We start from the raw sequence: 17625 nt of genomic DNA on the forward strand, positions 1-17625 counted from the left end.
CTGCCACCGGTCAAACCCGGTGGCGCTGTACCCGAAGCGGCGGATCGCAAGGTCCGTCGCTTCAGTGCGTTCACCATACGCCAGTAGCTCAATTGGCAGAGCAGCGGTCTCCAAAACCGCAGGTTGGGGGTTCGAGTCCCTCCTGGCGTGCCACCTACGACATTGCGGCGACGAAACCCAGTCGCGGCCCGGGATCTGAATGAGTACGAATACCGAATCATCCGGTCATGGCGCAACCGACAAGGGCCGCCTCGCCCTGTCGATCCTGCTGATCATCGGCGGCCTCGCGGCCTACTACTACTTCACCCGCACCTCTGCAGCGCTGCGCGTGATCGGGGTTCTGGGAGCCTTCGCCGCAGCGGTTGCCGTGAGCTATACCAGCAGCTTCGGCCGCTTCGTGCGCGAGTTCGTGACTGAGTCGCACTTCGAGTTGCGCAAGGTGGTGTGGCCGACCCGTCAGGAAACGACGCAGACGACCCTGGTCATCTTCGTCGTGGTCGCCATCATCAGTCTGTTGCTGTTCCTGTTCGACAGCATCCTGGTGTGGATCTTCGGCATGCTGTTCGGATCGGGTAGTTGAGCAGGGACGCACAAATGAGCAAACGTTGGTACGTGGTCCATGCCTACTCCGGCTTCGAGCATCAGGTCGCGAAGTCCTTGCGCGAGCGCATCTTGCGCGCCGGCATGGAGGACAAGTTCGGTGACGTGCTGGTCCCGACCGAAGAGGTCGTGGAAATGCGCGGCGGCCAAAAGCGCAAGTCGGAGCGCAAGTTCTTTCCGGGCTACGTGCTGGTGCAGATCGAGACCCACCAGGACGCCAAGTCCACGCGGATCGACGACGAGAGCTGGCACTTGATCAAGGAAACCGCAAAGGTCATGGGTTTCATCGGCGGCACCGCAGATCGGCCCCTGCCGATCAAGGACAGCGAAGCAGAGGTAATCCTGCAGCGCGTTCAGGACGGCGTCGAGAAGCCGCGACCCAAGGTGTTGTTCGAGCCGGGCGAACTGGTGCGCGTCACCGAAGGTCCGTTCAACGACTTCAACGGCACGGTCGAGGAAGTGAATTACGAAAAGAGCCGATTGCGCGTCGCGGTGTTGATCTTTGGCCGCTCGACACCGGTGGAACTCGAATTCGGTCAGGTCGAGAAGGCCTGATCCATCGTGGTTGTGCGTGAAGCCAGGGCACGCTGATTCCCTGGTCCGATGGGGAGCCTGATTTCAGGCGCTGGTACCCGGAGAGAAGGCAATGGCAAAGAAGGTAGTTGGCTACATCAAGCTGCAGGTGAAGGCCGGTCAGGCCAATCCCTCGCCGCCGGTCGGTCCCGCGCTCGGTCAGCGCGGCCTGAACATCATGGAGTTCTGCAAGGCGTTCAATGCCGCCACGCAGAAGATGGAGCCGGGCATTCCGATTCCGGTGATCATCACCGCGTACTCGGACCGCAGCTTCACGTTCATCACCAAGACCCCGCCGGCGACGATTTTGCTCAAGAAGGCGGTCGGTATCCAGTCGGGCTCGAAGCGTCCGAATACCGAAAAGGTCGGCAAGGTCACGCGTGCGCAGTTGGAAGCGATCGCGACCCAGAAGATGCCGGACCTGACGGCAGCCGATATGGACGCTGCGGTGCGCACGATCGCCGGCAGCGCGCGCAGTATGGGTCTGGTGACGGAGGGCTAAGACATGGCAAAGATCAGCAAGCGTATCCAGCAAATGACCCCGACCGTCGCGCCGGGCAAGGCCTATGGCATCGACGAGGCTCTGGCCATCGTCAAGAAGAATGCGACCTCGAAGTTCAACGAGTCGGTGGACGTCGCGATTCGCCTCGGCATCGACGCCAAGAAGTCGGACCAGGGCGTGCGCGGTTCCACAGTGCTGCCGAACGGCACCGGCAAGACCGTCAAGGTCGCCGTGTTCTGCCCGCCGGGCGAGAAGGCGGAAGCGGCCAAGGCCGCCGGTGCCGATGTCGTCGGCATGGATGATCTGGCCGAGAAGATGCAGGCCGGTGATCTCAGCTACGGTGTCGTGATCGCTTCGCCGGACGCCATGCGCGTTGTCGGCAAGCTCGGCCAGGTGCTCGGCCCGCGCGGCCTAATGCCCAACCCCAAGGTCGGCACGGTTACACCCGATGTCGCCGGTGCGGTACGCAACGCGAAAGCGGGCCAGGTCCGCTTCCGCAATGACAAGGCTGGCATCATCCACTGCACGATCGGCAAGGCCAGCTTCGAGTCGGATGCGCTCAAGAGCAATCTGAACGCGTTGCTCGGCGACATCCTCAAGGCCAAGCCCTCGACCGCGAAGGGGCAGTACCTGGTCAAGGTGTCGCTGACCAGCACGCACGGTGTCGGCGTCATCGTCGACCAGGGCACGCTGTCCACCAAGTAATCGATTCAACGCCGGCCGGTGTTCCGGCTGGCGCTTCATTTGAGGGCTCTGCGCGACCCACATCGCGCGGTGTCCGTCAAAGACCGCAGGTGGTGTGCCCACGCGCGACTCGAGTCGCCCATCGCAAGATGGCCACGTGAAGCCGCCTTAATCGGAAGGATGCCGACCTGCGTAGATGGTGCCCCTGTCCAATCTTCTGGAAAGGCCACCACCGGGATGCTCGCGCATCCCCGGTGCTGAAGGATCAGCGCCGCTTCGGACCGTTCGTGGCAGGAGCCGCGTACGGATATTAACAGGAGGAGTGAAATGGCTCTCAATCTGTCTCAAAAGCAGGAAGTCGTTGCTGAACTGGCTGGGGTGGCTGCCAAGGCGCATTCCCTGATTGCCGCCGAATACGCCGGCGTCAATGTCAGCAGCATGACGGCGATGCGCAAGAAGGCCCGCGAATCCGGCGTCTTTCTCAAGGTCGTGAAGAACACCCTCGCCTCGCGCGCGGTGGTCGGAACCGACTACGAGGTCGTCAAGGACGCGCTGACCGGTCCGCTGCTCTACGCGTTTTCCATGGAAGAGCCCGGCGCCGCCGGTCGCCTGATCAAGGAATTCTCGAAGGGCAACGACAAGCTCAAGGCCAAAGTCGTCGCCGTCGGCGACAAGCTGTATCCGGCCTCGCACGTCGAAGTGCTCGCGGCACTGCCGACCCGCGACCAGGCCCTCGCCATGCTGGCGCGCGTGCTGTCCGAACCGGCGGCGATGTTCGCCCGTGCGGTCAAGGCAGTCGCCGACAAGCAAGGTGGCGGCGAAGAAGCTGCAGCAGCCTGATCGAACGATTCTGCATTTCGAACTACATCATCCAGAAAACTCTCAGAGGTAATCACAATGTCCCTTTCCAACGAACAGATTGTCGACGCGATCGCCAGCAAGTCGCTGATGGAAGTGATGGAACTGGTCCGCGCCATCGAAGAGAAGTTCGGCGTTTCCGCCGCTGCTCCGGTCGCCGCGGCAGCCGGTCCCGCCGCCGCCGCCCCGGTCGAAGAGAAGACCGAGTTCACCGTCGTGCTGAAGGCCGCCGGCGAGAAGAAGGTCGAAGTCATCAAGGCCGTCCGCGCCATTACGGGTCTCGGCCTGAAGGAAGCGAAGGATCTCGTCGAGGGCGCCCCGCAGACCGTCAAGGATGCGGTCAGCAAGGCCGACGCCGAGAAGTTCAAGAAGGAACTGGAAGCTGCTGGCGCCGCGGTCGAGCTGAAGTAAGGCTCGCTTGGCGCTCGGAGCAGTTTCCGAGCACGCAAGGCTGGGGACGAAAGTCCCCGGCCTTTTGCGCTTGTCCGAAGTGGTCATCGGAAAGTGCGTTTGAGAAGCAACGCATTTTCCGATTCCCGTTTCTTTACTCCGGGCCGATCTTGGCCCGCACAACCAGGGTGGTAGCGCGACCATGACCTACTCGTTCACTGCGAAAAAGCGGATCCGCAAGGACTTCGGCAAGCGCAAGGCGGTACTCGAAGTGCCGTACTTGTTGGCGATCCAGACCGACTCCTACAAGGAATTCCTGCAGGAAAACGCCCCCATCAACAAGCGTGAGGACAAAGGCCTGCACGCCGCCCTGAAGTCGGTATTCCCGATCACCAGCTATTCCGGCAATGCCGCGGTCGAGTACGTCAACTATCGCCTCGGCGATCCGGCGTTCGACGAGAAGGAGTGTCGCTCGCGCGGCATGACCTTCGGCGCGCCGCTGCGCGTCAACGTGCGTTTGGTGATCTACGACCGTGAGAGCCCGGCCAGCCAGAAGGTCGTGAAGAAGGTCAAGGAGCAGGAGGTCTACATGGGCGAATTGCCGCTCATGACCGACAACGGCACCTTCATCATCAACGGCACCGAGCGCGTCATCGTCTCACAGCTGCATCGATCGCCCGGAGTGTTCTTCGACCACGACCGCGGCAAGACGCACAGTTCGGGCAAGCTGCTGTACTCGGCGCGCGTCATTCCCTACCGCGGTTCCTGGCTCGACTTCGAGTTCGACCCGAAGGACTGCCTGTTTACCCGCATCGATCGCCGGCGCAAGCTGCCGGTGACGATCCTGCTGCGCGCGCTCGGCTACAACAACGAAGAAATGCTGAACATGTTCTTCGAGCGCAACGAGTTCACCCTGAACAAGCAGGGTGGCGCGGAGCTGCAGTTGATCCCGGAGCGCCTGCGTGGCGAAACCGCCGCGTTCGACATTCGCATCGGCGACAAGCTCGTGGTCGAGGCCGGCAAGCGCATCACCGCGCGCCACGTGCGCGACCTGCAACAGGCCCAGATCGGCGCGCTGGAAGTGCCGGACGAATACCTGTTGGGCCGCATCCTCGCGCACGACGTTATCGACAAGAAGACCGGTGAACTGCTCGCCGCAGCGAACGAGGAGCTCAACGACGACCATCTCGCAAAGTTCCGCAAGGCCGGAATCGAGACGATCGGCACGTTGTTCGTGAACGACCTCGATCGCGGCCCGTACATCTCGCAGACCTTGCGCATCGACCCGACGCGCACGCCGCTCGAGGCGCTGGTCGAGATCTACCGCATGATGCGTCCCGGTGAACCGCCGACCAAGGAAGCTGCACAGAACCTGTTCCAGAACCTGTTCTTCACCTTCGAGCGCTACGACCTCTCGGCCGTCGGTCGCATGAAGTTCAACCGCCGTGTCGGACGAAAGGAAGTCACCGGCACCGGCGTGCTCTACGACGGCAAGTTCTTCTCGACCCGCAACGACGAAGACGCCAAACGCATGTTCAAGGCGAATGGCCCGGACTTCTCGGACATCATCGATGCGCTGAAGGTGCTGATCGGCATCCGCAATGGACAGGGCATCGTTGACGACATCGACCATCTCGGCAATCGCCGCGTTCGGTCGGTCGGAGAGATGGCCGAGAATACGTTCCGCGTCGGCCTGGTCCGTGTCGAACGTGCGGTCAAGGAACGCCTGTCGCTGGCCGAGTCGGACGACCTGTCGCCGCAGGATTTGATCAACGCCAAGCCGGTGGCGGCCGCGATCAAGGAGTTCTTCGGTTCCTCGCAGCTGAGCCAGTTCATGGACCAGAACAACCCGCTGTCGGAGGTGACGCACAAGCGCCGCGTTTCGGCGCTGGGCCCGGGCGGCCTGACGCGTGAACGCGCCGGCTTCGAAGTGCGCGACGTGCACAACACCCACTACGGACGCGTCTGCACCATCGAAACCCCGGAAGGTCCGAACATCGGCCTGATCAATTCGCTCGCAGTTTATGCGCGCACCAACAGCTATGGCTTCCTGGAGACTCCGTTCCGCAAGGTAGTGAACTGCAAGGTCACCAACGAGTGCGAGTACTTCTCGGCGATCGAGGAGGCCGAGATCGTGATCGCGCAGGCGAACTCGGACATCGACGACAAGGGCAACCTCACCGAGGACCTGGTCTCGGCCCGCTACCGCGGCGAGTCGGAATTGCGGCAGCGCAAGGACATCCAGTACATGGATGTGTCGCCCATGCAACCGGTGTCGGTCGCTGCGGCGCTGGTGCCGTTCCTGGAGCACGACGATGCCAACCGTGCGCTGATGGGCGCGAACATGCAGCGCCAGGCGGTGCCGACGCTGAAGGCGCAGACGCCGATGGTTGGTACCGGAATCGAGCGCGTGGTTGCGCGCGACTCGGGCGTGGTCGTCAATGCCCTGCGCGGCGGTCAGATCGAGCAGGTCGACGCAGCGCGCATCGTGGTGCGCGTGCATGAAGCCGAGATCGGCGACAACGATGCCGGTGTCGACATCTACTCGTTGGTGAAGTACACGCGTTCCAACCAGAACACCTGTCTGAACCAGACGCCGCTCGTGAAAGTGGGCGATGTCGTCGCCAAGGGCGATGCACTGGCGGATGGTCCGTCCACCGACATCGGCGAGCTTGCGCTCGGCCAGAACATGCTGGTCGCGTTCATGCCGTGGAATGGCTACAACTTCGAAGACTCGATCCTGCTGTCGGAGCGCGTCGTCCAAGAGGACCGCTACACCACGATCCACATCGAGGAACTGGCCTGCGTCGCGCGCGACACCAAGCTCGGTCCGGAAGAGATCACCGCCGACATTCCGAACGTCTCGGAGCAGGCGCTGACGCGTCTCGATCAGAGCGGCATCGTCTACATCGGCGCCGAGGTCAAGGCCGGCGATATCCTGGTCGGCAAGGTCACGCCCAAGGGCGAGAGCCAGCTGACGCCGGAAGAAAAGCTGCTGCGCGCGATCTTTGGTGAGAAGGCCTCCGACGTGAAGGACAGCTCGCTGCGCGTGCCGCCGGGCATGGACGGCACCGTCATCGACGTCCAGGTGTTCACCCGTGACGGCATCGAAAAGGACAAGCGCGCGCGCCAGATCGAGGAAATGGAGATCAAGCGCGTCAAGAAGGACTTTGATGACCAGTTCCGCATCCTGGAAGGAGCCATTTACGCCCGACTGCGGATGCAGATCGTGGGGCGCGTCGCCAACGGTGGACCGCAGGGCTTGAAGAAGGGTGCGGAACTCACGAACGACTTCCTCGACGGACTGAAGAAGGACGAGTGGTTCCAGATCCGCATGAAGGACGAGGACGCTGCCGAGTACATCGAAAAGGCGCAGGAGCAGATCGCTCGGCATCGAGCCGAGTTCGACAAGCGCTTCACCGAGAAGAAGGGCAAGATCACTGCCGGCGACGACCTCGCCCCCGGCGTGCTCAAGATGGTCAAGGTCTACCTGGCGGTGAAGCGTCGCATCCAGCCTGGCGACAAGATGGCCGGCCGCCACGGCAACAAGGGTGTGGTCTCGACCATCGTGCCGGTCGAGGACATGCCGTTCATGGCCGACGGCCGTCCGGTCGACATCGTGCTCAATCCGCTTGGCGTGCCTTCGCGCATGAATATCGGCCAGATCCTAGAGACGCATCTGGGTTGGGCGGCCAAGGGACTGGGCGAAAAGATCCGCCGCATGATCGAGGCGAACGAGAAGGCTGCGGAACTCCGCAAGTTCCTCGACACCATCTACAACCACGATAAGAAGACGCATGGCGAGCGCGAAAAACTCTCCTCACTGAGCGATGCCGAGATTCTTTCGCTGTCGCGCAAGTTGACCGAAGGCGTGCCGATGGCGACCCCGGTGTTCGACGGGGCAGCGGAGTCCGAAATCAAGGCGATGCTGCGGCTGGCGGAGCTGCCCGAGTCGGGCCAGACGACGCTGTTCGACGGGCGTACCGGTGAGGCCTTCGATCGTCAGGTTACCGTCGGCTACATGTACATGCTCAAGCTCAACCATCTCGTCGACGACAAAATCCACGCGCGTTCGACCGGTCCGTACTCGCTCGTCACCCAGCAGCCGCTGGGCGGCAAGGCCCAGTTCGGCGGTCAGCGCTTCGGCGAAATGGAAGTCTGGGCGCTGGAAGCCTACGGTGCAGCCTACACGCTGCAGGAGATGCTCACGGTCAAATCCGACGACGTCGGCGGCCGCAACCAGATGTACAAGAACATTGTCGACGGCAATCACGAGATGACCGCGGGCATGCCGGAGTCCTTCAATGTGTTGGTGAAGGAAATCCGTTCGCTTGCGATCAATATCGAGCTGGAAGGCCAGTGAGCTTTAGGAGATTGATGCCATGAAAGATTTGCTCAACTTGTTCAACCAGCAGCGCCAGTCGCTCGACTTCGACTCGATCCGCATCGGGCTGTCTTCGCCCGACCTGATCCGATCCTGGTCGTTCGGCGAGGTGAAGAAGCCGGAGACCATCAACTACCGCACGTTCAAGCCCGAGCGCGACGGCCTGTTCTGCGCCGCGATCTTCGGACCGATCAAAGATTACGAATGCCTCTGCGGCAAGTACAAGCGCATGAAGCACCGTGGCGTGGTCTGCGAGAAGTGCGGCACCGAAGTGACTTTGGCCAAGGTGCGTCGCGAGCGCATGGGCCACATCGAGTTGGCCTCGCCAACCGCGCACATCTGGTTCCTCAAGTCGTTGCCGTCGCGCATCGGCCTGATGCTGGACATGACCTTGCGTGACATCGAACGCATCCTGTACTTCGAAGCCTATGTCGTGGTCGACCCGGGTCTGACCCCGCTTGATCGTGGTCAGATCCTGTCGGAAGAACAGTTCCTGCAGTCGGTCGAGGAACACGGCGACGAGTTCGACGCCCGCATGGGCGCCGAAGCCGTGCACGAGTTGCTGAAGACGATCGACCTGAACGCCGAGCTTGTGCGTCTGCGCGAGGAAATGGGCAGCACCTCGTCCGAGACCAAGCTCAAGCGTTATTCCAAGCGCATCAAGCTGATGGAGAGCTTCATCGATTCTGGTAACCGCCCAGAGTGGATGGTGATGACGGTGTTGCCGGTGCTGCCGCCGGACCTGCGTCCGCTGGTGCCCCTCGACGGTGGTCGTTTCGCGACATCGGATCTCAATGACCTTTATCGTCGCGTCATCAACCGCAACAACCGCCTGAAGCGACTGCTCGAACTCAATGCGCCGGACATCATCGTGCGCAACGAAAAGCGCATGTTGCAGGAATCGGTGGATGCGCTGATGGACAACGGCCGTCGCGGTCGCGCCATCACCGGAACCAACAAGCGTCCGCTCAAGTCGCTGGCCGACATGATCAAGGGCAAGCAGGGACGGTTCCGCCAGAACCTGCTCGGCAAGCGCGTTGATTATTCGGGGCGTTCGGTCATCGTGGTTGGTCCCAAGCTCAAGCTGCACGAGTGCGGCCTGCCGAAGAAGATGGCGCTGGAACTGTTCAAACCGTTCATTTTCTCGAAGCTGCAGTTGCGCGGTCTGGCGACGACGATCAAGGCGGCCAAGAAGTTGGTCGAGCGAGAGTCTGCAGAGGTGTGGGACATCCTTGAAGAGGTGATCCGCGAGCATCCGGTGATGCTGAACCGCGCACCGACTCTGCACCGTCTCGGCATCCAGGCGTTCGAGCCGGTGCTGATCGAAGGCAAGGCGATCCAGTTGCACCCGCTGGTCTGTACGGCATTCAACGCCGACTTCGACGGTGACCAGATGGCGGTGCACGTGCCGCTGTCGATCGAAGCCCAGTTGGAAGCGCGTGCGCTGATGATGTCTTCCAACAACATCCTCAGCCCGGCCAACGGTGAGCCAATCATCGTTCCGACCCAGGACGTCGTTCTCGGTCTGTACTACATGACCCGTGAACTCGTGAATGCGAAGGGCGAGGGCATGATCTTCGCGAATATCAGCGAAGTTAAACGCGCTTACGACAACCGCGCGGCCGCGCTGCACGCCAAGATCAAGGTGCGTCTGCCCGATCCCGAAGGCGATCGCTCCGGCAAGCACTCGATTGTCGAGACCACGGTGGGTCGCGCCTTGCTGGCCGAAATATTGCCGCAGGGCATGCCGTTCGCAGTGATTAATCAGGACCTGACCAAGAAGGCGATCTCGCGGCTGATCAATGCCTCCTACCGTACCCTCGGGCTCAAGGAAACAGTCGTTTTTGCTGACCAGCTGATGTACACGGGATTCGCTTATGCGACCCGCGCCGGAGTGTCGATCGGCATCGACGACATGACGATCCCGCCGGAGAAGGCGCAGATCGTGGGCGAGGCCGATAAGGAAGTGAAGGACATCCAGGAGCAATTCGCTTCTGGCCTGGTGACAGCAGGCGAGCGCTACAACAAGGTAGTCGACATCTGGTCGCGTACCAACGAGCGCGTCGCGCAAGCGATGATGAAGGGTATCGGCACCGACAAGGTGAAGAATGCCAAGGGCGATATGGTCGAGCAGAAGTCGATGAACTCGATCTTCATCATGGCCGACTCCGGTGCGCGCGGCAGCGCCGCACAGATTCGTCAGCTCGCAGGCATGCGTGGACTGATGGCGCGACCGGACGGCTCGATCATCGAGACGCCGATCAAGGCCAACTTTCGCGAAGGCCTGGACGTGTTGCAGTACTTCATCTCGACCCATGGTGCTCGCAAAGGACTGGCGGATACCGCGTTGAAGACCGCCAACTCGGGTTATCTGACGCGGCGCCTCGTCGATGTTGCACAGGATGTGGTCATCACCGAGCCCGATTGCGGCACCTACGCCGGCTTCACCATGACCGCCATCGTCGAAGGTGGCGATGTGGTCGAACCACTGCGCGATCGCGTGCTCGGTCGCGTCGTCGCCGAGGATGTCTACGCGCCGGGCAACGAAGACAAACCGATCGTCGAGCGCAATGCGCTGTTGGACGAGAGGGCTGTCGAGCAGCTCGAAACTGCGGGAGTCCAGTCGGTCAAGGTGCGCTCGACGATCACCTGCGAGTCGCGACATGGCGTCTGCTCGAGTTGCTACGGGCGCGATCTTGCCCGCGGTCATCTGGTGAACATCGGCGAAGCGGTTGGCGTCATCGCCGCGCAGTCCATCGGTGAGCCCGGCACGCAGCTGACCATGCGTACCTTCCATATCGGTGGGGCTGCGTCGCGTGCGGCCGCGGTGGATAGCGTGCAGGTGAAGACCAATGGCTCGCTCAAGTTCAACAACGTCAAGACCGTGCAACATGCCGCCGGTCACCTGGTGGCGGTGTCGCGTTCTGGCGAGCTGTCGGTGATGGATGCTCACGGTCGCGAGCGTGAGCGCTATCGAGTGCCGTACGGCGCGACCATCTCGGTCAAAGACGGCGCTCCGGTCAAGGCTGGCCAGACCGTTGCGAACTGGGATCCGCATACCCATCCAATTGTTTCGGAAGTTGCCGGCACCCTGCGCTTCAGCGACTTCGTGGACGGCATCACCGTTCAGGAGCAGATCGACGAGCTGACCGGACTGCAGTCTGCAGTCGTGACTGATCCGAAGCGTCGTGGCTCGGCGGCGAAGGACCTGCGGCCGATGGTTCGCCTCGAAGACAAGAAGGGCAAGGAGCTCAAACTGCCTGGTACCGATATCCCGGCGCAGTACTTCCTGCCGCCAGGTGCGATCGTGTCGTTGCAGGATGGTGCCCAGGTCGGCGTGGGTGACGTGGTTGCCCGAATCCCGCAGGAAACATCGAAGACCCGCGACATCACCGGCGGTTTGCCGCGCGTGGCAGACTTGTTCGAGGCGCGCAAGCCGAAGGAGCCGGCGATTCTCGCCGAGCGCACTGGCATCATCAGTTTCGGCAAGGACACCAAAGGCAAGCAGCGGCTGATCATTACCGACAAGGATGGCGACACCCACGAGGAATTGATCCCGAAGTGGCGCCAGGTGATCGTTTTCGAGGGCGAGCACATCGAGAAGGGTGAGACTGTTGTCGACGGCGAACCGAATCCGCAGGACATTCTGCGGCTGAAGGGCGTGGAGCCGTTGGCCGAATACCTGACCCGAGAAATTCAGGACGTGTACCGTCTGCAGGGCGTGAAGATCAACGACAAGCACATCGAAACGATCATTCGTCAAATGCTGCGAAAGGTCGAGATTTCGGACGGCGGCGATACTCGATACATGCGCGGTGAGCAGACTGATCGCGTGCGCGTGCTCGACGAGAACGCGCGGGTGCGTGTACGCAATGAACGAGTCGCGAGCTACGACCCGGTCCTGCTCGGCATCACCAAGGCTTCGCTGGCAACCGAGTCGTTCATCTCGGCCGCCTCCTTCCAGGAGACAACCCGCGTTCTGACCGAGGCAGCAGTGCGCGGGACGCGTGACACCTTGCGTGGCCTGAAGGAAAACGTTATCGTTGGCCGCTTGATTCCCGCCGGTACCGGGTTGGCCTACCACGCGAAGCGACGTGCGGCGAACTCCGGGCTTACCCAGGCTGAGCTGGATTCGTTCCGAGGTGCGTCCAGCGTGACGTTCGCGGAGCCTCTCGCGGAAGATGGCGGTTCAGACGAGGCCTGAAGGCTCGTTCTACATACGAAATGAGGCGCATGAAGCGCCTCGTGTTCGCGGCCAGGGAAGGTTGTTGTGTCGTTGACAGTCGGGTGAACCGGCTGTTAAAGTCTCAAAGCTGACAGGTCGGCTGGTGCCGGCCTGTCTTTCGTTTCTCAGGACTCTTTCACATGGCGACGATCAACCAGTTGGTGCGCACTGCGCGCCGTCCGAAGACCTACAAGAGCGCATCGCCGGCCCTGGCCAGCTGCCCGCAACGCCGCGGCGTCTGCACCCGCGTGTACACCACGACCCCGAAGAAGCCGAACTCGGCGCTGCGCAAAGTCGCCAAGGTGCGACTGACCAACGGCTTTGAAGTCATCAGCTACATCGGTGGCGAAGGTCACAACCTGCAGGAGCACTCGGTCGTTCTGATCCGCGGTGGTCGAGTCAAGGACCTGCCGGGCGTTCGCTACCACACGGTACGCGGTTCGCTCGATGCCGCCGGCGTCGCCAAGCGTCGCCAGAGTCGTTCGAAGTACGGCGCCAAGCGCCCGAAATCCTAATTTCCAGTCTGGGTTGAATTCCTATGTCGCGTAAAGGCTCCACTCCGCAGCGCAGCTTGCTCCCCGATCCAAAGCACGGGAGCGAGACGATCGCGCGTTTCATCAACATGATCATGAAGAGCGGCAAGAAGTCGACGGCCGAAGGCATCGTGTACGGCGCGCTCGACGTGATTGGTGAAAAGAACGCGGACGCCATCGCGCTCGTCGACAAGGCGCTGAGCAACGTCGCTCCCGCGGTCGAAGTGAAGTCGCGTCGTGTCGGCGGTGCCACCTATCAGGTGCCGGTCGAAGTACGTCCGTCGCGCCGTCTGGCGCTGGCCATGCGCTGGACCATCGATGCGGCGCGCAAGCGTGGCGAGACATCGATGCCACGCAAGCTCGCCGGCGAGCTCGTCGACGCCGCCGAGAGCCGTGGTGGTGCCGTCAAGAAGCGTGAAGAAACGCATCGCATGGCCGAAGCCAACAAGGCTTTCGCGCATTACCGCTGGTAACCGGACAGGAATCTGATCATGGCGCGCATCACGCCCATCGAGCGTTACCGCAATTTCGGCATCATGGCCCACATCGATGCCGGCAAGACCACCACGACCGAGCGCATCCTGTTCTACACCGGCGTCAACCACAAGATCGGCGAAGTCCATGACGGCGCCGCGACGATGGACTGGATGGAGCAGGAACAGGAGCGCGGCATCACCATCACGTCCGCGGCCACGACCTGCTTCTGGAAGGGCATGGACAAGTCTTTCCAGGAGCATCGCTTCAATATCATCGACACACCTGGACACGTCGACTTCACCATCGAGGTGGAGCGCTCGCTGCGCGTGCTCGACGGCGCTGTGTTCGTGTTGTGTGCGGTTGGCGGTGTGCAGCCGCAGTCAGAGACCGTCTGGCGCCAGGCCAACAAGTACTCCGTGCCGCGGCTTGCATTCGTCAACAAGATGGATCGCACCGGCGCGAACTTCTACAAGGTCGTCGATCAGCTGAAGACCCGGCTGAATGCCTATCCAGTCCCGATGCAGTTGCCGATCGGCGCTGAGGAAGGCTTCGAGGGCGTGGTCGATCTGATGAAAATGAAGGCCATCATCTGGGATATGGCCAACCAGGGAACGACATTCACCTACGGGGAGATTCCTGCTGCGCTTGTGGCTGACGCCAAGAAGGCGCGCGAGTTTATGGTCGAGGCCGCCGCCGAGTCCTCCGAAGAGCTGATGAACAAGTATCTCGAAGAGGGTGACCTCTCCGAGGCAGAGATCATGAGCGGCATTCGCGCGCGCACGCTGACCTGCGACATCATTCCGATGTTCTGCCGCACGGCGTTCAAGAACAAGGGCGTCCAGGCCATGCTGGATGCGGTCATCCACTTCCTTCCGGCACCGTCGGATCGTCCGCCGGTCCAGGGGATGGATGAAAATGACAGGGAAGCGAGCCGCACTTCCGGCGACAAGGAGCCGTTCTCGGCGCTCGCGTTCAAGATCATGACCGATCCTTACGTAGGCTCGCTGACCTTTTTCCGCGTCTACTCGGGCACGCTCAATGCGGGCGACCATGTCTACAATCCGGTCAAGAGCAAGAAAGAACGTATAGGTCGCATCTTGCAGATGCACGCGAATCAGCGCGACGAGATCAAGGAAGTCCTGGCCGGCGATATCGCCGCCGCGGTCGGTCTCAAGGATGTCACCACGGGCGACACGCTCTGTTCTCAGGATCATGTGATCACGCTGGAGCGGATGATCTTCCCGGAGCCGGTGATCTCGATGGCGGTGGAACCCAAGACCAAGTCGGACCAGGAACGCATGGGTATCGCGCTCGGTCGATTGGCGCAGGAAGACCCATCGTTCCGCGTTCGCACCGACGAGGAGTCGGCGCAGACGATCATCTCGGGCATGGGCGAGTTGCATCTTGAAATCCTCGTTGACCGCATGAAGCGCGAGTTCAACGTCGAGGCCAATGTCGGCAAGCCGCAGGTTGCGTATCGTGAAGCAATCCGCAAGGCAGTACGACAGGAAGGCAAGTTCGTGCGCCAGTCCGGTGGCCGCGGTCAATACGGTCACATCGTGATCGAGATGGAGCCGATGGAGCGCGGCGGTGGTTATCTTTTCGAGAACGCCATCGTCGGTGGCGTCGTCCCGAAGGAATACGTCACTGCCGCGGACAAGGGCATCCAGGAAGCGATCAAGAACGGCGTTCTCGCCGGTTTCCCGGTGGTCGACGTGAAGATCAAGGCGGTCGACGGTTCGTATCACGATGTCGACTCGAACGAAATGGCATTCAAGGTCGCGGGTTCGATGGCGTTCAAGGAGGCCTTCCACAAGGCCAACCCGGCGCTGCTGGAGCCGATCATGAAGGTCGAGGTGGTGACGCCGGAAGACTACATGGGCGACGTGATGGGCGATCTGAGTCGCCGTCGCGGCATCCTGCAAGGATCGGACGACACGCCATCGGGCAAGGTCATCAATGCGATGGTGCCGCTGGGCGAGATGTTTGGTTACGCAACCGCGATGCGCTCGATGTCGCAGGGTCGAGCCACATTCACCATGGAGTTCGATCACTACGCCGAAGCGCCGAACAACATCGCTGAAGCGGTGATCAAGAAGAACGCCTGATCCACTCCAGTTTTCCGACTATTCATTCAAGGGTTTGCAGTCATGGCAAAGGGTAAATTCGAACGCACCAAGCCGCACGTGAACGTGGGGACGATTGGTCACGTGGATCACGGCAAGACGACGCTGACAGCGGCGCTGACGAAGATCGGTGCGGAGCGTTTTGGTGGCGAGTTCAAGGCGTACGACCAGATCGACGCGGCGCCGGAAGAGAAGGCGCGCGGGATCACGATCTCGACGGCGCACGTGGAATACGAGTCGCCGAAGCGCCACTACGCGCACGTGGACTGCCCTGGGCATGCGGACTACGTGAAGAACATGATCACGGGAGCAGCGCAGATGGACGGTGCGATCCTGGTGTGTTCGGCGGCGGACGGACCGATGCCGCAGACGCGCGAGCACATTCTGCTGGCGCGCCAGGTGGGCGTGCCGTACATCGTGGTGTTCCTGAACAAGGCGGACATGGTGGACGACGCCTGAGTTGCTGGAACTGGTCGAGATGGAAGTGCGCGACCTGCTTCGAAGTACAACTTCCCGGGCGACGACACGCCGATCATCAAGGGATCGGCGCTGAAGGCGCTGGAAGGTGATCAGAGCGAAATCGGCGTGCCGGCGATCATCAAGCTGGTGGAAGCGCTGGACAGCTACATTCCGGAGCCGAAGCGCGACGTGGACAAGCCGTTCCTGATGCCGGTCGAAGACGTGTTCTCGATTTCGGGTCGCGGCACGGTGGTGACCGGACGCATCGAGCGTGGTGTGGTCAAGGTGGGCGAGGAAATCGAAGTGGTCGGAATCCGTCCGACGACGAAGACGACGGTGACCGGCGTCGAGATGTTCCGCAAGCTGCTGGATCAGGGTCAGGCGGGTGACAACGCGGGTCTGTTGCTGCGCGGCACGAAGCGCGAGGACATCGAGCGCGGTCAGGTCATCTGCAAGCCGGGCACGATTACGCCGCACACCAAGTTCGAAGCCGAAGTGTACGTGCTGTCGAAGGAAGAGGGCGGACGTCACACGCCGTTCTTCCGCGGCTACCGCCCGCAGTTTTACTTCCGCACGACCGACGTGACTGGCGCCTGCGAGTTGCCGGAGGGTGTCGAGATGGTGATGCCGGGCGACAACACCAAGATGGTGGTGACGCTGATTCACCCGATCGCGATGGAAGAAGGTCTGCGCTTTGCGATCCGCGAAGGTGGCCGCACCGTCGGCGCCGGCGTGGTGGCGAAGATCCTCGTCTGAGCAACGATTGAAACATCACGAGCGTCGCGGGGTGTGCGCGCCCCGCGGCCCGTCAACAAGAAGGACACGGCAATGGCAGACCAGAAAATCCGAATTCGTCTTAAGGCTTTCGATCATCGCTTGATCGACAAGTCCGCGAGCGAAATTGTCGAAACCGCGAAGCGTACCGGCGCGCAAGTGCACGGTCCGATTCCGCTTCCGACGAAGATCGAGCGTTACACCGTGCTGGTCTCGCCGCACGTGGACAAGGACGCGCGTGACCAGTACGAGACCCGTACCCACAAACGCGTTCTGGATATTGTCGATCCCAACGACAAGACCGTAGACGCGCTGATGAAACTTGACCTCGCCGCCGGCGTGGATGTCCAGATCAAGTTGTATTAAAGCGCCGCAATTAGGACAGGAACATGAGTATCGGTTTGGTAGGCCGCAAATGCGGCATGACGCGGGTCTTCACTGAAGACGGTGTGTCGGTACCGGTGACGCTGATCGAGGCATCGCCGAACCGCATCACGCAGGTGAAGACCAAGGAAACGGATGGCTATTCGGCGATCCAGGTTACGGCCGGCAGGAAGCGCGCAGCGCTTGTCACCAGGCCGCTGGCCGGGCACTACGCCAAGGCCAAGGTTGAGGCCGGTCGGGGTCTCTGGGAGTTCCGTGTGGACGACGCGCAGATCGGCGGTTTCGCCGTCGGCGGCGAACTCAAGGCGGACGAACTGTTTAAGGTCGGGCAGGCGGTCGATGTTGCCGGCGTGACCAAGGGCAAAGGCTTCCAGGGCACGATCAAGCGCCACCATTTCACGATGGGCGACGCGACCCACGGTAACTCGTTGTCGCATCGTTCTCCGGGCTCCATCGGTCAGCGCCAGACGCCTGGTCGCGTGTTTCCAGGCAAGAAGATGTCCGGTCACATGGGTGCCGTCAATCAGACTTCGATGAATCTCGAAGTGGTGCGCATCGATGCGGAGCGCGGCCTGATAGCGATCCGTGGCGCTGTGCCGGGTGCACCGGGCGGCGACGTGATCGTGCGTCCCGCAGCCAAAGCGGCGAAGTGAGGA

General features: G+C 61.7%; 13 protein-coding genes, 1 tRNA gene and 1 pseudogene. All 15 read left to right on the plus strand.

Annotated elements, in window-relative coordinates; genetic code table 11:
* The first annotated feature begins 77 nt into the window (after positions 1-77).
* Positions 78-153, plus strand: a tRNA-Trp gene (locus IPG63_12160).
* A gap of 46 nt (positions 154-199) precedes the next feature.
* Positions 200-580, plus strand: a complete 381-nt coding sequence (gene secE, locus IPG63_12165) for a preprotein translocase subunit SecE (GenBank protein MBK6727997.1) — start codon at positions 200-202, stop codon at positions 578-580.
* 14 nt (positions 581-594) lie between these two features.
* Positions 595-1155 carry a transcription termination/antitermination protein NusG gene (gene nusG, locus IPG63_12170; GenBank protein MBK6727998.1) on the plus strand — a complete coding sequence of 187 codons (561 nt, stop codon included), beginning with the start codon at positions 595-597 and terminating at the stop codon, positions 1153-1155.
* 91 nt (positions 1156-1246) lie between these two features.
* Entirely contained in the window at positions 1247-1675 is a 429-nt protein-coding gene (gene rplK / locus IPG63_12175) for a 50S ribosomal protein L11 (protein MBK6727999.1), read from the plus strand.
* A 3-nt stretch (positions 1676-1678) separates the two neighbouring features.
* The gene (gene rplA / locus IPG63_12180; GenBank protein ID MBK6728000.1) at positions 1679-2380 is read left to right on the plus strand and encodes a 50S ribosomal protein L1; all 702 of its coding nucleotides are present in this window, start codon (positions 1679-1681) and stop codon (positions 2378-2380) included.
* A gap of 306 nt (positions 2381-2686) precedes the next feature.
* Positions 2687-3199, plus strand: coding sequence for a 50S ribosomal protein L10 (gene rplJ, locus IPG63_12185; protein MBK6728001.1), 513 nt, complete (start codon positions 2687-2689; stop codon positions 3197-3199).
* A 57-nt stretch (positions 3200-3256) separates the two neighbouring features.
* A complete protein-coding gene (rplL, locus tag IPG63_12190) occupies positions 3257-3628 on the plus strand; it encodes a 50S ribosomal protein L7/L12 (GenBank protein MBK6728002.1) in 372 nt (123 codons plus the stop codon).
* A 181-nt stretch (positions 3629-3809) separates the two neighbouring features.
* On the plus strand, positions 3810-7970 hold the full coding sequence (rpoB, locus tag IPG63_12195; GenBank protein ID MBK6728003.1) for a DNA-directed RNA polymerase subunit beta: 4161 nt from the start codon (positions 3810-3812) through the stop codon (positions 7968-7970).
* Positions 7971-7989: 19 nt separating this feature from the next.
* Positions 7990-12195 (plus strand): DNA-directed RNA polymerase subunit beta', encoded by a 4206-nt coding sequence (gene rpoC, locus IPG63_12200; protein MBK6728004.1) that lies wholly within the window; start codon positions 7990-7992, stop codon positions 12193-12195.
* 161 nt (positions 12196-12356) lie between these two features.
* The gene (rpsL, locus tag IPG63_12205; protein ID MBK6728005.1) at positions 12357-12731 is read left to right on the plus strand and encodes a 30S ribosomal protein S12; all 375 of its coding nucleotides are present in this window, start codon (positions 12357-12359) and stop codon (positions 12729-12731) included.
* Positions 12732-12754: 23 nt separating this feature from the next.
* Positions 12755-13222 carry a 30S ribosomal protein S7 gene (rpsG, locus tag IPG63_12210; protein ID MBK6728006.1) on the plus strand — a complete coding sequence of 156 codons (468 nt, stop codon included), beginning with the start codon at positions 12755-12757 and terminating at the stop codon, positions 13220-13222.
* 18 nt (positions 13223-13240) lie between these two features.
* Positions 13241-15334, plus strand: a complete 2094-nt coding sequence (gene fusA / locus IPG63_12215; GenBank protein ID MBK6728007.1) for an elongation factor G — start codon at positions 13241-13243, stop codon at positions 15332-15334.
* A gap of 42 nt (positions 15335-15376) precedes the next feature.
* Positions 15377-16567: pseudogene (gene tuf, locus IPG63_12220) on the plus strand (elongation factor Tu).
* A gap of 72 nt (positions 16568-16639) precedes the next feature.
* Entirely contained in the window at positions 16640-16951 is a 312-nt protein-coding gene (gene rpsJ, locus IPG63_12225) for a 30S ribosomal protein S10 (GenBank protein ID MBK6728008.1), read from the plus strand.
* Between the two features lie 23 nt (positions 16952-16974).
* The gene (gene rplC, locus IPG63_12230) at positions 16975-17622 is read left to right on the plus strand and encodes a 50S ribosomal protein L3 (protein ID MBK6728009.1); all 648 of its coding nucleotides are present in this window, start codon (positions 16975-16977) and stop codon (positions 17620-17622) included.
* Positions 17623-17625: the final 3 nt, after the last annotated feature.

It is taken from the genome of Lysobacterales bacterium (genome assembly GCA_016703225.1).
GTDB lineage: Bacteria > Pseudomonadota > Gammaproteobacteria > Xanthomonadales > Ahniellaceae > JADKHK01.